Annotated in this window: 15 protein-coding genes; 6 read left to right on the plus strand and 9 right to left on the minus strand. The window is 77.5% G+C overall.

Features of this window, described 5'->3' with window-relative positions; translation table 11 throughout:
* Position 1 precedes the first annotated feature (1 nt).
* Positions 2-1,171, plus strand: a complete 1,170-nt coding sequence (locus ACYQBY_RS21940) for an SIS domain-containing protein (protein WP_459646027.1) — start codon at positions 2-4, stop codon at positions 1,169-1,171.
* A gap of 66 nt (positions 1,172-1,237) precedes the next feature.
* On the opposite strand, the gene ACYQBY_RS21945 is transcribed toward ACYQBY_RS21940, so the two are convergent.
* The gene (locus ACYQBY_RS21945; RefSeq protein WP_459646028.1) at positions 1,238-2,197 is read right to left on the minus strand and encodes a DUF808 domain-containing protein; all 960 of its coding nucleotides are present in this window, start codon (positions 2,195-2,197) and stop codon (positions 1,238-1,240) included.
* A gap of 290 nt (positions 2,198-2,487) precedes the next feature.
* On the opposite strand from ACYQBY_RS21945, the gene ahcY reads away from it, so the two are divergent.
* A complete protein-coding gene (gene ahcY / locus ACYQBY_RS21950; RefSeq protein ID WP_459646029.1) occupies positions 2,488-3,981 on the plus strand; it encodes an adenosylhomocysteinase in 1,494 nt (497 codons plus the stop codon).
* A gap of 106 nt (positions 3,982-4,087) precedes the next feature.
* Here ahcY and ACYQBY_RS21955 read toward each other — a convergent pair whose 3' ends face one another.
* Both ACYQBY_RS21955 and ACYQBY_RS21960 read right to left on the minus strand, forming a co-directional pair.
* A complete protein-coding gene (locus tag ACYQBY_RS21955; RefSeq protein WP_459646030.1) occupies positions 4,088-4,750 on the minus strand; it encodes a potassium channel family protein in 663 nt (220 codons plus the stop codon).
* Positions 4,751-4,823: 73 nt separating this feature from the next.
* Complete coding sequence (locus ACYQBY_RS21960; protein ID WP_459646031.1) at positions 4,824-5,690, minus strand: RDD family protein; 867 nt, start codon at positions 5,688-5,690, stop codon at positions 4,824-4,826.
* Between the two features lie 81 nt (positions 5,691-5,771).
* Here ACYQBY_RS21960 and ACYQBY_RS21965 point away from each other — a divergent pair, with 81 nt between their 5' ends.
* Positions 5,772-6,770 carry a stage II sporulation protein M gene (locus ACYQBY_RS21965; RefSeq protein WP_459646032.1) on the plus strand — a complete coding sequence of 333 codons (999 nt, stop codon included), beginning with the start codon at positions 5,772-5,774 and terminating at the stop codon, positions 6,768-6,770.
* 27 nt (positions 6,771-6,797) lie between these two features.
* On the opposite strand, the gene ACYQBY_RS21970 is transcribed toward ACYQBY_RS21965, so the two are convergent.
* The 6 genes from ACYQBY_RS21970 to ACYQBY_RS21995 form a co-directional block, all read right to left on the minus strand.
* The gene (locus ACYQBY_RS21970) at positions 6,798-8,270 is read right to left on the minus strand and encodes an AAA family ATPase (protein WP_459646033.1); all 1,473 of its coding nucleotides are present in this window, start codon (positions 8,268-8,270) and stop codon (positions 6,798-6,800) included.
* Between the two features lie 87 nt (positions 8,271-8,357).
* Positions 8,358-9,686 (minus strand): DUF58 domain-containing protein, encoded by a 1,329-nt coding sequence (locus ACYQBY_RS21975; RefSeq protein WP_459646034.1) that lies wholly within the window; start codon positions 9,684-9,686, stop codon positions 8,358-8,360.
* 47 nt (positions 9,687-9,733) lie between these two features.
* Positions 9,734-10,714 (minus strand): AAA family ATPase, encoded by a 981-nt coding sequence (locus tag ACYQBY_RS21980; RefSeq protein ID WP_459646054.1) that lies wholly within the window; start codon positions 10,712-10,714, stop codon positions 9,734-9,736.
* Between the two features lie 44 nt (positions 10,715-10,758).
* Positions 10,759-12,168, minus strand: coding sequence for a DUF4350 domain-containing protein (locus tag ACYQBY_RS21985; protein WP_459646035.1), 1,410 nt, complete (start codon positions 12,166-12,168; stop codon positions 10,759-10,761).
* Positions 12,165-12,833 carry a DUF4129 domain-containing protein gene (locus ACYQBY_RS21990; RefSeq protein WP_459646036.1) on the minus strand — a complete coding sequence of 223 codons (669 nt, stop codon included), beginning with the start codon at positions 12,831-12,833 and terminating at the stop codon, positions 12,165-12,167. Before ACYQBY_RS21990 ends, ACYQBY_RS21985 begins: the two co-directional genes overlap by 4 nt.
* A gap of 17 nt (positions 12,834-12,850) precedes the next feature.
* Positions 12,851-14,011 carry a glycerophosphoryl diester phosphodiesterase membrane domain-containing protein gene (locus tag ACYQBY_RS21995; protein ID WP_459646037.1) on the minus strand — a complete coding sequence of 387 codons (1,161 nt, stop codon included), beginning with the start codon at positions 14,009-14,011 and terminating at the stop codon, positions 12,851-12,853.
* 147 nt (positions 14,012-14,158) lie between these two features.
* Here ACYQBY_RS21995 and mtrA point away from each other — a divergent pair, with 147 nt between their 5' ends.
* The 3 genes from mtrA to ACYQBY_RS22010 are packed head-to-tail and all read left to right on the plus strand — an operon-like array spanning position 14,159 to position 18,331.
* Positions 14,159-14,836 (plus strand): MtrAB system response regulator MtrA, encoded by a 678-nt coding sequence (gene mtrA, locus ACYQBY_RS22000; RefSeq protein ID WP_459646038.1) that lies wholly within the window; start codon positions 14,159-14,161, stop codon positions 14,834-14,836.
* Positions 14,837-14,882: 46 nt separating this feature from the next.
* Positions 14,883-16,583 carry an MtrAB system histidine kinase MtrB gene (gene mtrB / locus ACYQBY_RS22005; RefSeq protein WP_459646039.1) on the plus strand — a complete coding sequence of 567 codons (1,701 nt, stop codon included), beginning with the start codon at positions 14,883-14,885 and terminating at the stop codon, positions 16,581-16,583.
* Positions 16,580-18,331 carry an LpqB family beta-propeller domain-containing protein gene (locus tag ACYQBY_RS22010; protein WP_459646040.1) on the plus strand — a complete coding sequence of 584 codons (1,752 nt, stop codon included), beginning with the start codon at positions 16,580-16,582 and terminating at the stop codon, positions 18,329-18,331. The genes mtrB and ACYQBY_RS22010 overlap by 4 nt, the downstream gene beginning before the upstream one ends.
* Positions 18,332-18,410 lie beyond the last annotated feature (79 nt).

Here is an 18,410-nt window from a genome sequence, read left to right on the forward strand (position 1 = left end):
CATGACCGTCGACGAGGCGCTGCTCGACGACCCGCTCGCCCTGGAGGCCGCCGACCGCGGCGGGGTGCTGCGCACCCTCGCCACCGCCGGCGCGCAGGTGAGGGAGGCCGTGGAGCTGGCGGGGGAGGCGGGCGTGGAGCGCCTGGCCGACGAGCACCGCCCCCGCGCCGTCGTCGTCGCCTCCCTCGGCGGCTCCGCCGTGGTCGCCGACGTCCTGACGGCCCTGGCGGGACGGGCCTGCCCGGTGCCGCTGCTGGTGCGCCGCGGCGGCCCGCTGCCCGCGTGGGTGGGACCCCTGGACCTGGTGGTCGCGGTGTCCATGTCGGGACGTGCGGCGGGACCGCTGGCGCTGGCCGCGGAGGCCTCCCGCCGCGGTGCCCGGGTCGTCACCGTCGCCGAGGCCGGCTCGCCCCTGGCGGTGGTGGGCGCCGGGCGCGGCAACGTGCAGGTGCCCGTGGCGCTGGGCGCCCGCTCCGAGCAGCGCTCCACCTCCCGCTCCTCGCGGCTGTCGCTGTGGTCGCTGCTGGTGCCGGTGCTCTCGGCGGCCGACGCCCTGGGCCTGGTCCGCACGCCGCGCGAGGAGCTCGGCCTCGTCGCCGACCGCCTCGACGAGGAGGCCGAGGGGTGCCGCCCCGCCTCCGAGGCGTTCCTCAACCCGGCCAAGACCCTGGCCCTGGACCTGGCGGGCAGCGTGCCCGTCGTCCTGGCCGACGGGGACCTGACGTCCGCGGCCGCGGCCCGGGTCTCCTCCATGCTGGCCCGCACCGCGCGGGTGCCCGCGGTGCGCGGTGCCCTGCCGGACGACGCGAGCGACGTCGTGGCGGCCTTCGGCGGCCCCCTGGCCGCCGGCGCGGGCGACGTCTTCGCCGACCCGTTCGAGGACGGTCCCACCGCCGCGCGGCTGCGCCTGCTGCTGCTGCGCGACGCCGTCGCCGAGGGCGGCCCCGACGTGGGGACCGCCGCGGGCGCCGTGGTGGACGCGGTGGCCCAGACCGCCGCGGACGCCGGTGTCCGCACCAGCGAGGTCGTCCCCGACCCGGGCCCGCCCCTCGTGCGGCTGGCGCAGATCATCGCCCGGACCGACTTCGCCGCGACCTACCTGGCGCTGGCGACGGGCACCGACCCGGCGACGTCCCCGCACGTGGCCGACCTCAGGGACCGGCTGGGCTGAGGGACCGCCCAGCCGGCCTGCCGGCACGACAGGGGCCCCCCNGGGGGGCCCCTGTCGTGCCCTGGGCTAGTGCGCCCCGGCGCCGGCGGCGTGTCCCTTGCGCCGGTGGACGGTGAGGGCCATGACGACCGCGACGAGCGCGCCGACGACGAGCCCGAGGACGGCGCTGGCGAGGGTGTTGACGAGCCAGCCCAGCAGGCCGCCGAGGGACCCGGTCGCCGCGTGCACCGCCTCCTCCGCGTGGTGCACGGCCGCGTACAGGGGGTGGAAGCCGAGGTCGTCCATCCCCACGAGCAGGATGTGGCCGCCGACCCACAGCATCGCGGCGGTCCCGACGACGGTGAGGGCGGTGAGGAGCTTGGGCATGCCCTTGACCAGGCCGCGACCGAGGGCGGCCACGCCCTTGCCGGGCCGCCTCGACAGGTGCAGCCCGACGTCGTCCATCTTCACGATGAGGCCGACGACGCCGTAGACGAGCACGGTGATCCCGATCCCCACGACGACGAGGATCACCGCCCGCGACAGGAACGGCTGGTCGGCCACCTCGTTGAGCGCGATGACCATGATCTCCGCGGAGAGGATGAAGTCGGTGCGCACAGCTCCGCCGACGATGGTGTTCTCGTCGGGCATGGCCCCCGGCTCTTTCGTCGCGTGGCCGTGGCCGTGGTGGCCGCGGATCTTGGCCCACACCTTCTCCGCCCCCTCGTAGCAGAGGTAGGCACCGCCGATCATGAGGATGGGCGTGAGCAGGAACGGCAGGAACTGGCTGAGCAGCAGGATCGCGGGCAGGATGATCAGGAGCTTGTTCCGCAGCGATCCCAGGGCGATGCGCCGGATGATCGGCAGCTCGCGCTCGGCGGCCAGCCCGTGCACGTACTGCGGCGTGACGGCGGTGTCGTCGACGACGACGCCCGCGGCCTTCGCGCTGGCCCGCGCGGCGGCGACACCGACGTCGTCCACGGAGGCGGCGGCGGCGCGCGCCAGCACGGCCACGTCGTCGAGCAGGGCCACGAGTCCACCGGGCACGGCGGTTCCCTTCGTTCGGTGCGCTGTGCGACCGCCCGGATCTCCGTCCGGGCGGCGCGTGTCCAGCCTCGATGGTGCCGTCGAACGCGGTGGGGCGCGAACGCCACGCCCGGCACCGGGTGGATCCCGCCGCGCGGCGCGGCCAGCGATCGCACCCCTGCGGCCCGTCCTGCCGGGAAGGAGCCGGGCGGGCCTCGCGGTTACGCTGGAGGGACCCGGCGCAAGGGGACGCCGACGGCCGAGAGGGGCCGCGCCGGTCCGAACCACTGACCCAGTGCGAGAGGACACCCATGCCCACGTACGTCCCGGCCACCGAGGGCCGCCCCGACTTCCAGGTCGCCGACCTGTCCCTGGCCCCCGCCGGCCGCCACGAGATCCGCCTCGCCGAGCACGAGATGCCCGGCCTGATGTCGCTGCGCGCCGAGTACGGCGACGCCCAGCCGCTGGCGGGCGCGCGCATCGCCGGCTCCCTGCACATGACCGTGCAGACCGCCGTGCTCATCGAGACCCTCACCGACCTCGGCGCGCAGGTCCGCTGGGCGAGCTGCAACATCTTCTCCACCCAGGACGCCGCGGCCGCCGCGGTCGTCGTCGGCCGCGGCGGCACCGTCGAGGCCCCCGCCGGCTCCCCGGTCTTCGCCTGGAAGGGCGAGACCCTGCCCGAGTACTGGGAGTGCGCCGAGCGCATCTTCGACTGGGGCACCGACGCCGACGGCGACCCCGTCGGGCCCAACATGATCCTCGACGACGGCGGCGACGCCACGATGCTCGTCCTCAAGGGCGTGGAGTTCGAGGCGGCCGGGGCCGTGCCCGCCGTGCACGCGGAGGACTCCGAGGAGTACGGCCTCGTGCTGGAGCTGCTGCGCCGCTCCCTGGCCGCCGACCCCCGGCGCTGGACCCGCGTCGCCGCGGGCGTCCAGGGCGTCAGCGAGGAGACCACCACCGGGGTGCACCGCCTCGTGGAGTTCCACCGCGCGGGTGTCCTGCCCTTCCCGGCGATCAACGTCAACGACGCCGTGACGAAGTCGAAGTTCGACAACAAGTACGGCACCCGGCACTCCCTGATCGACGGCATCAACCGCGCCACCGACGTCCTCATCGGCGGCAAGGTCGCGCTCGTCGCGGGCTACGGCGACGTGGGCAAGGGCTGCGCGGAGTCCCTGCGCGGGCAGGGCGCCCGGGTCCTCATCACCGAGGTCGACCCGATCTGCGCCCTGCAGGCCGCGATGGACGGCTACCAGGTCGTGCGCCTGGCCGAGGTCGTCGACCAGGTCGACATCTTCGTGACCGCCACGGGCAACAAGGACGTGATCATGGCGTCCGACATGGTCCGCATGAAGCACCAGGCGATCGTGGGCAACATCGGCCACTTCGACAACGAGATCGACATGGCCGGGCTCGCGAAGGTCCCGGGCGTGGAGCGCGTCGAGATCAAGCCGCAGGTGCACGAGTGGCGCCTCCCCGCCGCCGACGGCCGCCCCGCCCACAGCATCATCGTGCTCTCCGAGGGGCGCCTGCTGAACCTCGGCAACGCCACCGGCCACCCGAGCTTCGTGATGTCGAACTCCTTCGCGAACCAGACGATCGCGCAGATCGAGCTGTTCACCCGGGGGAGCGAGTACCCGGTCGGGGTGCACGTGCTGCCCAAGCACCTCGACGAGAAGGTCGCCCGCCTGCACCTGGACGCCCTCGGCGTGAAGCTCACCGAGCTGACCAAGGAGCAGGCCGACTACATCGGCGTCGACGTGGCCGGCCCGTACAAGCCGGACGCCTACCGCTACTGAGCCCGCAGCCGCCGGGCCCGCGGCCGCCGGGCCCGCACCGGGACGGCGGGCCACCGCACCGGCCCGCCGCCTGCGGGTGCGCCCCGGTCCGCGAGGACCGGGGCGCTCAGTCCGACTCGACGAAGCGCTCCACGTCCTCCGGGCGGCCGGCCACCAGGATCTGGTCGCCGTAGCTCAGCTCGGTGTCCGCGTCGGCGTAGGTGAACTCCTCCTGCCGGGCCCGCTTCACCGACACCACCGTCACCCCGTGCCGCGCCCGCAGCTTCGAGCGCCCCAGCGGCGTCCCCACCAGGGCGCGCGGCGGCGTCGTGCGCGCGATCGCCCAGTGGGGGTCCACCTCGATGTAGTCCAGCATCCGGCCCGTCACCAGGTGCGCGACCCGCTCGCCCATCTCGTGCTCGGGCAGGACCACGTGGTGCGCCCCGACCCGCTCCAGGATGCGGGCGTGCTGGCGGCTCAGCGCCTTGGCCCAGATCTTCTCGATCTCCAGGTCCGCCAGCAGCGCGGTCGTGAGGATGCTGGCCTGCTGGTCGCTGCCGATGCTGACCACCGCGCGCGAGAAGTCCGGCACGCCGATGTCACGCAGCGCGTCGGCGTCCGTCGTGTCGGCGATGAGCACGTGCCGCAGCCGGCCGGCGAGCCGCTGCACCAGCTCGGGGCGGCGGTCCACCCCGAGGACGTCCGTGCCCTGCCGGGTCAGCTCCAGCGCGAGGGCGGTCCCGAACCGCCCCAGGCCGATGACGACGACGGGTTCCCTGTACCTGGCCAACGCACCCTCTCCCAGCCGGCCGCGGACCCGCCCCGGGATCCCGGGGTCCCGCGGTGTGTCACCCGAGCACTCCTCACACGGGCCGCCCCACCGCGCGGGACAGCTCCCCCAGACGGTCCTGCTGGCGCCGCAGGCGCCGCAGCTCCCGGTCGTGCCGCTCCACCAGCACCGCCGCCAGGTACCGCTCCGGGGTCGTCCCCGCGGGCGCGGCCGGGGAGACGTGGGTGGAGAGCGCCTCCGCCAGGGAGCGCCCGAGCCGCTCCCGGGACGGCGCGGCCAGCTCCGCCGAGCGGGCCAGGAACTGCCGCGCCGCCACCGACAGCCGGTCCGGGATGCGCCCGATGTCCGCCGCCCGCGCCCACCCCGCCAGCTCCGGCGGCATCGGCGGCAGCGGCACGTGCCGCGCGGCGGTGCGCTCCCGCACCACGTACGTCCCCGCCAGCAGGTCCCCGAACCGCTTGCCGCGCCGGTTCACCAGCGCGCACAGGATCGCCGGGCTGCCCACCAGCGCCCACAGCTCGAACGCGCCGAGCAGCCCCCGCACCAGCGCCTGCCGGAAGCGCACCGGCCCGCCGTCGTCGCGCACCACCCGCAGCCCGCACGCCAGCTTCCCCAGCGTCCGCCCCCGCGACAGGGTCTCCGTGAGCGTCGGCACCCCCACGAGCACCAGCACGCTCAGCGACAGCACGATCGCCGCCGTGGCCGCCTCGTCGGTCTCGCTGAGCAGCGAGGTCGCCAGCGCCAGGAGCAGCGCGAGCAGCACCCCCAGCAGCAGCCCGTCGAGCAGCCCCGCCACCAGGCGGGAGGCGAACGAGGCGGCCCGCAGGTCCAGGACCACGGCCTCCCCGGTGACCACGTCACCGGAGAAGGGGTCCGCCAGGGACGACGCCCCCGGGGAGCGGGGGAGCGCGTCCGGAGCGGGTCCGGTCTCGGCTGCCATGCGGGCACGCTACCGCCCGGGCCGCCTGCGCCCCCGGCCTGCTGCGAGGATGACCGCAGCGCACGAGAGGCAGGGGGACGCATGGACGTCGACGCCTTCCGCACCGTCCACGCCCCGCAGTGGGAGCGGCTGCGGGAGCTGAACCGCAGCCGGCGGCTCGACGGCACGCAGGTCGACGAGCTGGTCGTGCTGTACCAGCGCACCGCCACCCACCTGTCCCTGCTGCGCTCGCGCACCACCGACCCCGTCCTCGTCGACGAGCTGTCCACACTGCTGGCCCGCACCCGCGCCCGGCTCACCGGCAGCCAGCGCGCCGGCTGGCGCGGCGTCACCCGCTTCGCCACGCACGGCTTCCCCGCGGCGCTGTGGCGGCTGCGGTGGTGGACGCTCGGCACGACGCTGCTGTTCCTGCTGGCGGCGGTGCCCGCGGGGCTGTGGGTGGCGGCCGACCCGCTGCGGCAGGCGGCGGTGTTCGGCTCCCAGGAGGACATCCGGGTCCTCGTGGAGGAGGAGTTCGCCGGGTACTACTCCGAGTACGCCCACGCCTCGTTCGCGGGGCGGGTGTGGACGAACAACGCGTGGGTGGGCGCGACGTGCATCGCGCTCGGCGTCACGGGCGTCTTCCCCCTGTACGCGATGGTGTCCAACGCCGTCAACGTCGGCCTGGTCGGGGGCCTCATGGTCGCCAACGACCGCGGGGAGCTGTTCTTCGGGCTGATCCTGCCGCACGGCCTGCTGGAGCTCACCGCGATCTTCGTGGCGGGTGCGGCGGGCCTGCGGGTGTTCTGGGCGTGGGTGTCGCCGGGGCCGCGCCCCCGCACGCAGGCGCTGGCCGCGGAGGGCCGCGCCATGGCCGGTGTCGCCCTCGGCCTCGTCGTCGTGCTCTTCGTCTCCGGGCTCATCGAGGGCTTCGTCACCCCCTCCGGCCTGCCCACCGCCGCGCGCATCGGCATCGGGGTCCTCGCGCTCGGCGCGTTCCTCACCTACGCGGGGGTCCTGGGCCGCCGGGCCGCGGCCGCCGGGGAGACCGGCGACGTCAGCACCGCCGACGCGGGGGACACCGCGCCCGTCACCGGCTGACCGGGCCGGGGAGCGCGCACCGGCGCGTCAGCCCGGGTAGCGCCGCGGCATCCGCTGGTGCACGCCGGGGTGCGGGGCGGGCCCGGCCCAGCCCACCGCGCGCCCCTCCCCGCCGCCCCCGCCGTCGGGGGCCTCCTCCACCGGCGCGCCGCTGCCGAGCAGGCTGCGCGTCAGGGCCTCGCCGTCCGACAGCAGCTCCTCCAGCGCCGTCAGCAGGTCCCCGTCGCCCACCTCCCGCCCCGCCACGGCGCCCACCAGCACCGCCCGGCGCAGCAGCTCCTTCGTGAACGAGGCCGTCACACCCTCCGCGCGGGCCGCCGCCTCCTCCAGGGCCGCCGGCGACAGCGGCAGGTCCCGGGCGTACAGCCGCAGCAGCGCCCGCCGCGCCGCCTCGTCCGGCAGCGGCACCTCCACCGCCAGGTCCACCCGGCCCGGGCGCTGCGCCAGGGCCCGCTCCAGCCGCTCCGCCCGGTTCGTCGTCATCAGGAACGCCACGTCCGCGTCCCCGCCCAGGCCGTCCAGCGCCTCCAGCAGCTCGAACAGCAGCGGCTGCCCGCCCGGGTGCAGACCGCGGTCCTCCGCCACCAGGTCGCAGTCCTCCAGCACGATGAGCGTGGGCTGCAGCGCACGGGCCAGGTGGGCCGCCGTCGTGACGTGCGCCAGCGCCTGCCCGCTCAGCAGCACCACCGTCGTGCCCTCCGTGCGGGAGAGCAGGTGCCGCACCGTGTGCGTCTTGCCCGTGCCCGGCGGGCCGTACAGCAGCACGCCCCGCTTCAGGTGCTGCCCCGCCGCGAGCAGCCGCGCCCGCTGCTCGCCCACCCCCACCACGTGCCGCGCGATGCGCTCCAGCACCCCCGGCGGCAGCACGACGTCCTCCGCCGCCACCTGCGGCCTGCGCAGGAAGGTGAACCCGCCGCTGGACGGCTCGAACGGGGAGCCGGAGAACGACAGCACCTGCCCCCGCAGCACGCTGAGCTCCACCGACAGCTCCCGCACCCGCGCGAGCAGGCGCCCGGCGAGGTCCTGGTCCGCGGCCAGCACCTCCAGCGCCGGTTCCTGCCCCTGCACCGGCCCGCGCTGCAGCACCGCGACCGGGCGGCCCTCCGTGTGCAGCAGCCGCACGCCGAGGGCCACCACGCGGCGGTCGGTGTCCGGGCCGGCGGCGACGTTCACGGTGTCCGGGGCGGCGGTGACGGTGAGGTCGCGCCCCTCGCGCAGCAGGTCGGCGAAGGGGACGTGGAAGCGGTGCTCGGCCCCGGCGACGCCCACGACCCGCTGCCCGGGCGTCACGGCGTCCAGGGCGATGTCGACGTCCACGAACCGGTAGGGCGCCACGGCCTCGCGCAGCACGGGCAGCTCCAGCGGGTCCTGCCCGAGGTGGTCGGCGACGGCGCGGGCCAGCGCGCCGGGCTCGCCGGCCGGGTCGGGGCGGGCGGCGTTCACCACCTCCTGCAGGAAGGTGCGGAAGGTGTCGACGAAGGCGCGCTGCTCGGCATCCACCCGCCGAGCATGGCGGTGCGGCGCCCCGCGCGGTAGGGACCCGCGGCCGGTCCCCGCCGGTGGGTGGCCTCTCCCAGCCGGCTGGGCTCAGAGCCGGCCGGCGGCCTTGAGGTCCAGGTAGCGGTCCGCCAGCGCCGGGGCGAGGTCGTGCGGCGGGGCGTGCACCACCTCCACGCCGAGACGGCCCAGCAGCTCCGCGGTCCCCGCCCGCTCCGCCGCCGTGGCCTCCGCGGCGGCCGCCGTGTACACCGCCTCCCCGTCGGAGCGCTGCGCGGCCAGGCGGCGCAGCGCCGGGTCGTCCACCGACGCCAGCACGACCGTGTGCCGCGCCGTCAGCTGGCCCAGCACCGGCAGCAGCCCCACCTCCAGCGCCGCGGAGTCCAGCGCCGTCAGCAGCACCACCAGGCACCGCTGCCGCGCCGTGGCCAGCACCTCCGAGACCACCGCGTCCCAGTCGGTCTCCACCAGCTCCGGCTCCAGCGGCGCCAGCGCGTCCACCAGCGCCGTCAGCAGCCGCGTGCGGGAGGCGCCGCGCACCCGCACCCGCACGGCCCGGCCGTGGGCGAGCAGGTCCACCCGGTCCCCGGCGCGGGCCGCCAGCGCGCCCAGCAGCAGCGAGGCGTCGATGGCCGCGTCCAGGCGCACCTCGCCGACCTCCGCGCCGCCCGGCGCCCCCGCGTCGGGGCCGCCGATGCGCGCGGCCGCCGTGCGGGAGGCGTCCACGACGATGAGGACGCGCCGGTCGCGCTCCGGGCGCCAGGTGCGCACCACGACCGTCTGGCGCCGCGCGGTGGCCCGCCAGTCGATCGAGCGCACGTCGTCGCCGTCGACGTAGTCGCGCAGCGCGTCGAACTCGGTGCCCTGGCCGCGGTGCATCACCGCCGTGCGCCCGTCCAGCTCCCGCAGCCGCGCCAGCCGGGAGGGCAGGTGCCGCCGCGAGCTGAACGGCGGCAGCACCCGCAGGCAGCCGGGCACCGGCAGGGACGCCTGCCGCGCCGCCAGGCCCAGCGGACCCGACAGCCGCACGGTCACCCGGTCCGCCGAGCGCTCCCCGCGCCGCACCGGCCGCAGCCCGGTGACGGTCCGGCGGCGCTCGCCCGGGGGCAGGTCCACCCGGTGCCGCTCGCCGCGGGGCCCGGCGGAGGGCTGCCAGGCGTCGCGCAGCACGCCCCTGGCCCGGCGCGTCCCCGTGTTCGTGACGGTCAGCACGCTCCAGCACGTCTCGCCCAGGCGCACCGAGGAGGGCAGCTCCCGCTCCACCGCCACCGCGCGCGGGGAGGCCGCCAGCAGCAGGTCCGCACCGAGCAGGAGCGCGAGCACGGCCAGCCACGCCACGACGGCGGGCCAGCCCGGCACGAGGACCACCACGACGACGCCGAGCAGCGCGACCGCGGCCGCCCGGGGCAGCACGGCCACGGCTCAGCGCCCCCCGCTGCGGTCCGGGCCGCGGCCCGCGGGGCGGGTCACCGGGGCACCGGCACGGCGCCGAGCACGCCGTCCAGCACCGCGTCGACGTCCACGCCGTCCAGCTCCGCCTCCGGGCGCAGCTGCACCCGGTGGCGCAGCGTGGGGCGGGCCAGCGCCTTCACGTCGTCGGGGGAGACGTAGTCGCGGCCCGACAGCCACGCCCACGCCCGCGCCGTGGACAGCAGCGCCGTCGCCCCGCGCGGGGACACCCCCAGCGCCAGCGACGGGGAGGCGCGGGTCGCGCGGCACACGTCCACCACGTAGCCCAGCACGTCCCGCGAGACCTGCACCCGGCGCACGGCGGCGCTGCCCGCGGCGAGCTCCTCCGGCCCGGCCACCGCCCGCAGCCCCGCCGCGGCCAGGTCACGGGGGTCGAAGCCCGCGGCGTGCCGGGCCAGCACCTCCACCTCGTCCTCGCGCGGCGGCAGCGGCAGCGTCAGCTTGAGCAGGAACCGGTCCAGTTGGGCCTCGGGCAGCGGGTACGTGCCCTCGTACTCCACCGGGTTCTGCGTGGCGGCCACCACGAACGGCTGCGGCAGCATCCGCGGCAGGCCGTCCACGCTGACCTGCCGCTCCTCCATCGCCTCCAGGAGCGAGGCCTGCGTCTTCGGCGGTGTCCGGTTGATCTCGTCGGCGAGCAGGATGTTCGTGAACACCGGGCCCTCGCGGAAGCTGAAGCGCGCGGTGTTCGCGTCGTACACGAGGGAGCCGGTGACGTCGCCGGGCATCAGGTCCGGGGTGAACTGCACGCGCTTGGTGTCCAGCTGCAGCGCGGTGCACAGGGAACGCACCAGCAGGGTCTTGGCGACCCCGGGCACCCCCTCCAGGAGCACGTGGCCCCGGCACAGCAGCGCGATGACGAGCCCGGTGATCGCGGCGTCCTGGCCGACGACGGCCTTGGACACCTCCTGCCGGACGGCGCCGAGGGCCTCGCGGGCGGCGGAGACCCGGGCGGGGTCCGCCAGGGCGGCGTCCACGGCCGCCTGGGGGACGCCGGGGGTGCTGCGGGGAACGGCTTCGCTCACGGTCGGGGTGCCTTCCGGGGGTGGGCGGGCGCCGCTGCGGGGTGCGCGGCGGCGGGGTCGTGGGCGGGTTCCTCGGTGGGGTCCTCGGCGGGGTCCCGGGCCGGGTGCGCCCCGACGCCGGGGGCCGCGCCGGGGCGGCGCGGCGGGGGGGCGGGCGCGGCGAGGTGCCGCTCGAGCAGCTCCAGCTCCGCAGCGAGGCGGACCAGGGCGTCCTCGTCGGCGGGCGGGGGCCCCTGCAGCAGGGCGTGCACGCCGGCCGCGGGCCGTCCCGTGGCCGCCGCGACGGCCTCGGCGACCTCCCCGGCGCCGACGGACGTGCCGCGACCGAGCCGCAGGCGCTGGCAGCAGCGGCGCAGGGTGCCCGCCCGCAGGGCCGCGGCGGCGCGCTCCAGCGCGTCCGCGCGCGCGTAGAGCCGCCCGCGCCCCTCCACGGTCTCCGCCGAGCGCACCACCACGGGCAGGGGCTCGGGCACCAGCCGGCCCAGGCGCCGCCCGTGCGCCAGGAGGAGCAGGACACCCGCTGCGGCCAGCACGGCCAGCGCCGGGGCGAGCCAGCGCGGGAGGAGCTGCCCGAGGGAGGGACCCTCCTGCTCGGCGGTGTCCACGGGTCCGGGCTCGTACCAGAACAGCGTCGGCTGCCCGCCCAGGACGCGCAGCGCCAGGGCGGCGTTGCCCTGCTCGTCGAGCGCCTCGTTGGTCAGCACGGCGCTCTGCCCGAGCGCCGTGACGGTGCGCCCGGCCGGGGTGCGCGCCTGCGCGTACGACCACCCCTGCCCGGCCGGGTAGCACAGCAGCGGGTCCCCGACGTCGGCCACCGGCCGCGCGCCGCCGTCCGCGCCGCCCTCCCCACCGGCGGGCGCGTACAGCCGCCCACCCGCCCCGGCGCGGCCGGCGGCGGTGGGGGCGGGCGCGGTGCAGCCGGGCGCGGTGGTGCTGCGCGGGGCCGTCCCGGCGTCGCGCAGACCGGGCAGGAGCTCGGCCACGACCGGGCCCTCGGGGGCGAGGAGCACGACGTCGGCGTCCAGGCCGGCCAGGCGCTCCACGGCCTGCGGTGACAGCTCCTCCGCCCTCCTGACCAGCACGGTGGCCCGCCCGCCCGCACCGCGGGTCAGCTCCGCCACGCGTTCCAGCCGCCCGGAGGGGCGCACCTCGACCCCGCCGTCCTCCAGGAGGCGGGCCACGGCGCGGGCGCCGTCCGGTGCCACGGAGGCGGGGTGCAGCGACAGGCGGTTGGTGTCGTCGTCGGTGGCCACGAGCAGCGCCACCGCCGCCACCAGCAGCGTCAGGACGACCAGCGGCCAGCGCAGGCGCTCCCACCGCCCGGGGGGCAGGGGAGCCCGCTCCGCGCCGGGAGCCTCGCCACCGCTGCCGGGGACCTCGACACCCTCGCCGGGGCCGGCGCTCACCGTGCCCCCGTGCCGGCCGGGGTGCCGGCCCCGGCGCCGTCCCCGCCGGCCGCGGGCGCCCCGGGCCGCCCGGTGCGCACCTCGTCCTCCAGCGCCGCCACGGCCGTGTACGTCCCCGCGTCCGCCGGCCGCCCGCCGTAGCGCACGTCGTCGAACGTCCGCGCCGCCGCGCGCAGCCGGTCCGCGGCCGCCGGGAACCACGTCGAGATCTCCCAGCCGGCCTCGGCCGCGGTGCGGCCCGGGCGGCGGGCCAGCAGGGCCCGCTCCTCGGCGGAGCGCACCAGGGCCCGGAAGCGCTCGGTGCTGGCGGGCCCGAACCGGCCGGCCGCGGCGTGCTCCTCCGCGCGCCGCCGGTGCTCCTCGGCGGTGAGCACCCCGTCCGTGAAGACGGCGAGCTCCTCCTGCCTGGTGGCGGTGCGGTGCAGCGGTCCCGCCACCAGCAGCACGACCGCCGTGAGGACCAGCAGCACCAGGGCGATGAGGACCGGGCCGGACCAGCTCGTGCCCAGGCCCGGGACCGTGATGCCCTCCAGCCAGTCCTGGACGGCCTCCCACAGCGCCAGGACCCAGTTGTCCTGCTCCTGGTACTCCCGCCCCGACAGCTCCCGCGCCGCCAGGGCGCGCGCCTCGTCCCGGGAGGGTTCCAGGGGCGCGGCGGCGGGCACGCCGGGCGCCGCGGACCTCACCACCGGGCCGGGCCGGGCCGCCCGGCCGCCGCCCGGTGCAGCTCCACGTCGAGCCCTTCGCGGCGCATCCGCAGGTCGATGTAGAGCAGGGCGGTCACGGACGCGCTGAACGGGTACGCCACGGCGCCGGTCGCGATCGTCCCGAGGCCGGCGACGGCCTGCTGCAGCAGGAGCACCCCGAGGGAGGGCACCGGGTCGCCGGAGACGAGGACCACCGTGCCGATGAGGCCGGAGAGCAGCGAGAAGGGCACCGACAGGGCCGTGACGACCGCCATCACGATCACCAGGGTGAGCAGCACGATGCCCAGGACCCGCCAGAAGCTGCCCCGGACCAGCTCGGCGGAGCGGCGCAGCGCCGTGAGCACCCCGGCGCCCTCCAGCAGCAGCACGGGGGCGGCCAGCGACCACCGCACGTACAGCCAGACGCCCACCACCAGGGCCGCGAGGCTGCTCAGCAGGAGGACCGCGACGCCCGCGGCGACGTTCTCCGACGCCAGCAGGGCGATGCCCGGGCCGATCGCGAGGGCCAGCAGCACCAGCGGGTACAGGGCCAGCAGCAGGGCCAGCACCAGGAGGGCGGGCACGCGCCTGCGGGCCGTGCTCCACAGCTGTCCCAGGCCCACCCGCTCGGCGAGCACGGCGCGGCTGACGGCCACGATCAGCAGCCCGTTGAGGACGGTGACGGCGATCGACTGCAGGGCCACGGTCACCAGGAAGCCCGGCACCCCGCGGGTGAGGGTGGAGGACAGCTGCTCCAGCGGAACCTCCTGGGAGGTCTCCGCCGCGGCCCCGAGCGCCGCGATGTCACCGGCCAGCAGCGCCGAGGGGAAGAGCGTCAGCAGCGTGGTGGCCGCCACGACGATCGTCGACAGGCCGACCATGACGCGCGGGTTCTGCCGGAACGCGCGGAAGGCGCCGTCGTAGATCTCGCCCAGGCCCAGCGGGCGCAGCGGCACGATGCCGGGGCGCGGTGCCGCCGGGCCCCAGGCGGGCGCGGCGCCCGGCCCGCCGCGGGGCGGGGGGGTGGCGCCGTACGCGGGGGGCGCACCGGCGGCCCCGGGGGCGGCCTCCCACGGGCGCGGCGGCTGGTCACCGGCCTGCGGCGCCTGCCAGGAGGCGTCGTGCGCCCCGTGCTGCCCGCCCGTCCCCTCGCTCATGGGTCCCCCGATCCCTCGCCGTGTCGCGCCTGCCGTCATCGTGCCAGAGCGCGCCGGGGCGCCGGGTGGCGGACGTGTGGGCGTCCCGCCACGCGCAGGTGCGGCGAACACGGGGTCCGCCCGGGCGGCGGGCTGCATCATGGCCCCATGAGGGGACGCGTGCTCGTGGTGGACGACGACACCGCGCTGGCCGAGATGCTGGGCATCGTGCTCCAGGGCGAAGGCCTGGAGACGCGCTTCTGCGCGGACGGCGACAGCGCGCTGGAGACGTTCCGCCGCACCCGGCCGGACCTCGTCCTGCTGGACCTGATGCTCCCGGGCCGCGACGGCATGGAGGTCTGCCGGCAGATCCGCGCGGAGTCGGGCGTGCCCATCGTCATGCTCACGGCCAAGAGCGACACCGTCGACGTGGTCCTGGGCCTGGAGGCCGGCGCGGACGACTACGTCGTGAAGCCGTTCAAGCCCAAGGAGCTGGTGGCCCGGGTGCGGGCGCGGCTGCGCGGCTCGGGGGAGCACCCGCCGGAGACGCTGCGCATCGGGGACCTGACCGTCGACGTGGCGGGGCACACCGTCAAGCGCGACGGGCAGACGCTGCCGCTGACCCCGCTGGAGTTCGAGCTGCTGGTGACGCTGGCGCGCCGCCCGTGGCAGGCGTTCACCCGCGAGCTGCTCCTGGAGCAGGTCTGGGGGTACCGGCACGCCGCCGACACCCGCCTCGTCAACGTCCACGTGCAGCGCCTGCGCTCGAAGATCGAGAAGGACCCCGAGCACCCCGAGATCGTGGTGACCGTCCGCGGCGTGGGCTACCGGGCGGGGCCGCTGTGAGCGGTCGGGCGCACCCGGGCACCTCGGGAGCGGGCGCACGGCGCGGATGAGGTGGACGCCCGCCGGGACGTGGCGGCACGGGGCGCGGCCCGCGCGCGCCGTGGCGGCCGCGGTGCGCGCCCTCGTGGACGGGTGGCGCTCGTCGCTGCAGCTGCGGGTGGTGCTGCTGACCACCGCCGCGTGCCTCGCCGTCATCGGCGGGGTCGGCTCCTTCCTCCTCGACGGCATCGGCGACGGCCTGCTCGCCGAGCGGCAGCGCGCGGCGCAGGCGGACGCCGCGCGGGGCGCGGCGGAGGCCCAGGCGAGCTTCGAGTCCTACGACGCCGACGACGTGCCGGAGGAGGAGCGGACCGCCCACGTCGAGCAGATGGTCAACGACGTGGTGGCGCGGCTGGAGGGGGCCGGCCCGGAACGGGTGCGCAGGGTCCTGCTGCTGCGCGCGCCGGGCCCGCAGCCGGGGGACGGCGCGAACGTGGTCCGCGACCTGGTCTCGGCCGGGCTGTCGGCCGCCGACGTGCCGGCGGAGCTGCGCCGGGCCGTCACCGGCGCCCAGCAGCAGCAGCACCTGCAGGTGGTGCGCCTCGACGCCGGCAGCGGGGCCCCGGCGGTCGTCGTGGGATCCACGGTGAGCGTGCCGCAGGCGGGCACGTACGAGCTGTACCTCGTGTACTCCCTCGCCGCGGAGCAGCAGACGCTGGACCTGGTGCAGACGACGTTCCTCGGCGGCGGCATCGCCCTGGTCGTGCTGATCGCCGCGGTGGCCTGGGGGGTGGCCCGGGTCGTGCTGGAGCCGGTGCGGCAGGCCGCGGCCACGGCGGAGCGGCTGACCTCCGGGCGCCTGGACGAGCGGATGACGGTGCAGGGCACCGACGAGCTGGCCCGGCTGGGGCGCGCCTTCAACGAGATGGCGGCGGGCATGCAGCAGCACATCGAGCGCCTGGAGGAGCTCTCCCGGCTGCAGCGGCGCTTCGTCTCCGACGTCAGCCACGAGCTGCGCACGCCGCTGACCACGATCCGCATGGCCGGGGAGGTCATCCACGACGCGCGGGGGGCCTTCGAGCCCGCCGTGGCCCGCTCCGCGGAGCTGCTGCAGACCCAGCTGGACCGCTTCGAGTCCCTCCTGGCGGACCTGCTGGAGATCAGCCGCTTCGACGCCGGTGCGGCGGCCCTGGAGGCCGAGCCGGTCGACGTGCGCTCGGTGGTGGCGCGGGCGATCGGTTTCGCCGGTCCGCTGGCGGAGAGCCGCGGCAGCGAGCTGCGGGTGGCGTGGCCCTCGGCCCCGTGCACCGCGGAGGTGGACGCCCGGCGCATCGAGCGGGTGCTGCGCAACCTGGTCGGCAACGCGGTCGAGCACGGTGCGGGCCGGCCCATCGAGATCACCGTGGTGTGCGACGCCTCGAGCGTGGCAGTGGGGGTGCGGGACCACGGCGTCGGGCTGGAACCGGCGCACCTGGCGCGGGTGTTCGACCGGTTCTGGCGGGCCGACCCGGCGCGGGCGCGGACCTCCGGGGGCAGCGGGCTGGGCCTGGCGATCTCCGCGGAGGACACCCGGCTGCACAGCGGCTGGCTGCAGGTGTGGGGTGAGCCGGGCGCGGGCTGCCACTTCGTGCTGACCCTGCCGCGGCGCGCGGGGGAACCGGTGGTGGCCTCGCCGCTGCCCGTGGTGCCGGCGGAGCGGCGCCCCGCGGTGGCGGCCCTGCCGGGCGCGGCGCGCGGGCCGGCGGGCGCGGGGGAGGACGGCACGTGAGGCGGCCGGTGGTCGCGGCGGCGCTGGTGGTGCTGCTGGCGGGCGCGGCGGGGTGCGGGCGGCTGCCGGACTCCGGGCCGGTGCTCAGCGGGCCGCGCCTGGCCGACGACCCCGGCTTCGGCCTGCTGCAGGTGGTTCCGGAGGGCCCGCTGCCGGAGGCGACGCCGCTGGAGGTGGTCCGCGGGTTCCTGCGGGCGGCCGGCTCGGTGCAGGACGACCACGCGGTGGCGCGCAGCTTCCTGACGGAGCGGGCCGCGCTGCGGTGGCGGCCGGACGCCGCGACGACGATCTGCGTGCGCACCCCGACGGTCACGGACCTGGGCCGTGCCGGTGCGGGGCAGCCGTCGGACGGCGGGCCGCCGCCGTCGGCCGCGGCGACGGTGCAGGTGCTGCTCGAGGGGCCGGTGCTGGCGCGGATCGACGCGCAGGGCCGCCGCGCGGAGCAGGCGCCGGGGGTGCGCCTGGGCCAGCGGCTGCTGCTGCGCGCGGAGCGGGGCCGCTGGCGCATCGACGAGCTGCCGGACGGGGTGGTGGTCAGCGCCTCGGACGCCTCGCGGACCTTCCGCGCGTTCCCGCTGGCCTTCGCGACGCCGGACGGGAGCCAGCTGGTGCCGGAGGTGCGCTGGTTCGCGTACGGCTCCACGACGGCGACGAAGATCGTGCGGGAGCTGCTGCGTGGGCCCTCGCCGTGGCTGGCCCCCGCCGTGGTGAGCGGCGCGCCGGCCCGCACGCGCCTGCGGCTGGGGTCGGTGCCGGTGGCCGACGGGGTGGCGTCGGTGGAGCTGACGGAGGAGGTGGTGGACACCACCCCGCAGGAGCGCCGGCTGCTGCTGTCGCAGCTGCGGGCGAGCCTGCTGCGGGTGCCGGGGGTGCTGAGCGTGCGGGTGACGGCGGGCGGGGTGGCGCTGAGCGCGCCGTCGGGGCCGGACGTGCCGACGGTGCGCCCGCCCGACGACCCGCGGCTGCTCGTGCTGACGGAGGCGGGGCTGGCCCGCTGGGACGGCGCGGAGCTGACGACGGTGGTGAGCGAGCAGTCCGGCTGGGCGGCGGCCGGGGCGGGCACCCACCCGGCGGTCAGCCCGGTGGGGGGCCCGTTCGCGATGCTGGGCGTGGACGGGCGCCGGTTGCTGCTCCAGCGGCCGGGCAGCCCTCCGGTGCAGGCCCTGGCGGCGGCGGAGCCGATGCTGCCGCCGAGCGTGGACCGGTTCGGCTGGGTGTGGACGGCGCGTGGGCAGGAGCTGCTGGCCGTGCCGTCCGCCGCGCCGGACGCGGGCGCGGTGCCGGTGCAGGGCCCGGCGGGGGAGCCGCTGACGGGGCTGAGCCGGTTGCGGGTCTCCCGGGACGGCACCCGCGCGCTGGTGGTCAGGACCGGGCCGGACGGGGCGCCGGTGGTGGCGGTGCACGGGGTGCAGCGGGACCCCACGGGGCGGCCGGTGGGCCTGACGGGCGCTGGTCCGGTGCTGGCGCCGGGCGCGGTGGCGGTGCTGGACGTCTCCTGGCTGGGCGCGGACCACAGCGTGCTGCTCGTGCAGCGCCCGGGTGAGGAGGCGCCCCGTCCGGTGGTGGCGCAGGCCGGTGGCCCGGTGCAGGTGCTGCCCCCGGCGCCGGGGGCGGAGTCGGTGGCGGCCGGGGAGGCCGAGCGCGGGGTGGTGGTGGGCACGGGGGACGGCCGGCTGCTGGTGCGCAGCGGGGCGGACTGGGCGCCGGTGCCGACGGCGGCGGGCAGGCACCCGGTGTACCCGGGCTGAGCCGCACCGGCGCGTCCACAGCCCGGGTACACCGGGTGCCGTCCCCCCGCCGGGGGCGGGCGGGCCGCCGCGGGAGCGC

This window comes from Kineococcus anabasis (assembly GCF_054590795.1).

Bases quoted from the DNA above. Each gene is read 5' to 3' on its own strand.
- mtrB (WP_459646039.1), top strand. From the start codon at position 14,883: ATGAGGTGGACGCCCGCCGGGACGTGGCGGCACGGGGCGCGGCCCGCG.
- mtrA (WP_459646038.1), top strand. From the start codon at position 14,159: ATGAGGGGACGCGTGCTCGTGGTGGACGACGACACCGCGCTGGCCGAG.
- ACYQBY_RS21940 (WP_459646027.1), top strand. From the start codon at position 2: ATGACCGTCGACGAGGCGCTGCTCGACGACCCGCTCGCCCTGGAGGCC.
- ACYQBY_RS21960 (WP_459646031.1), bottom strand. From the start codon at position 5,690: ATGGCAGCCGAGACCGGACCCGCTCCGGACGCGCTCCCCCGCTCCCCG.
- ahcY (WP_459646029.1), top strand. From the start codon at position 2,488: ATGCCCACGTACGTCCCGGCCACCGAGGGCCGCCCCGACTTCCAGGTC.
- ACYQBY_RS21965 (WP_459646032.1), top strand. From the start codon at position 5,772: ATGGACGTCGACGCCTTCCGCACCGTCCACGCCCCGCAGTGGGAGCGG.
- ACYQBY_RS21995 (WP_459646037.1), bottom strand. From the start codon at position 14,011: ATGAGCGAGGGGACGGGCGGGCAGCACGGGGCGCACGACGCCTCCTGG.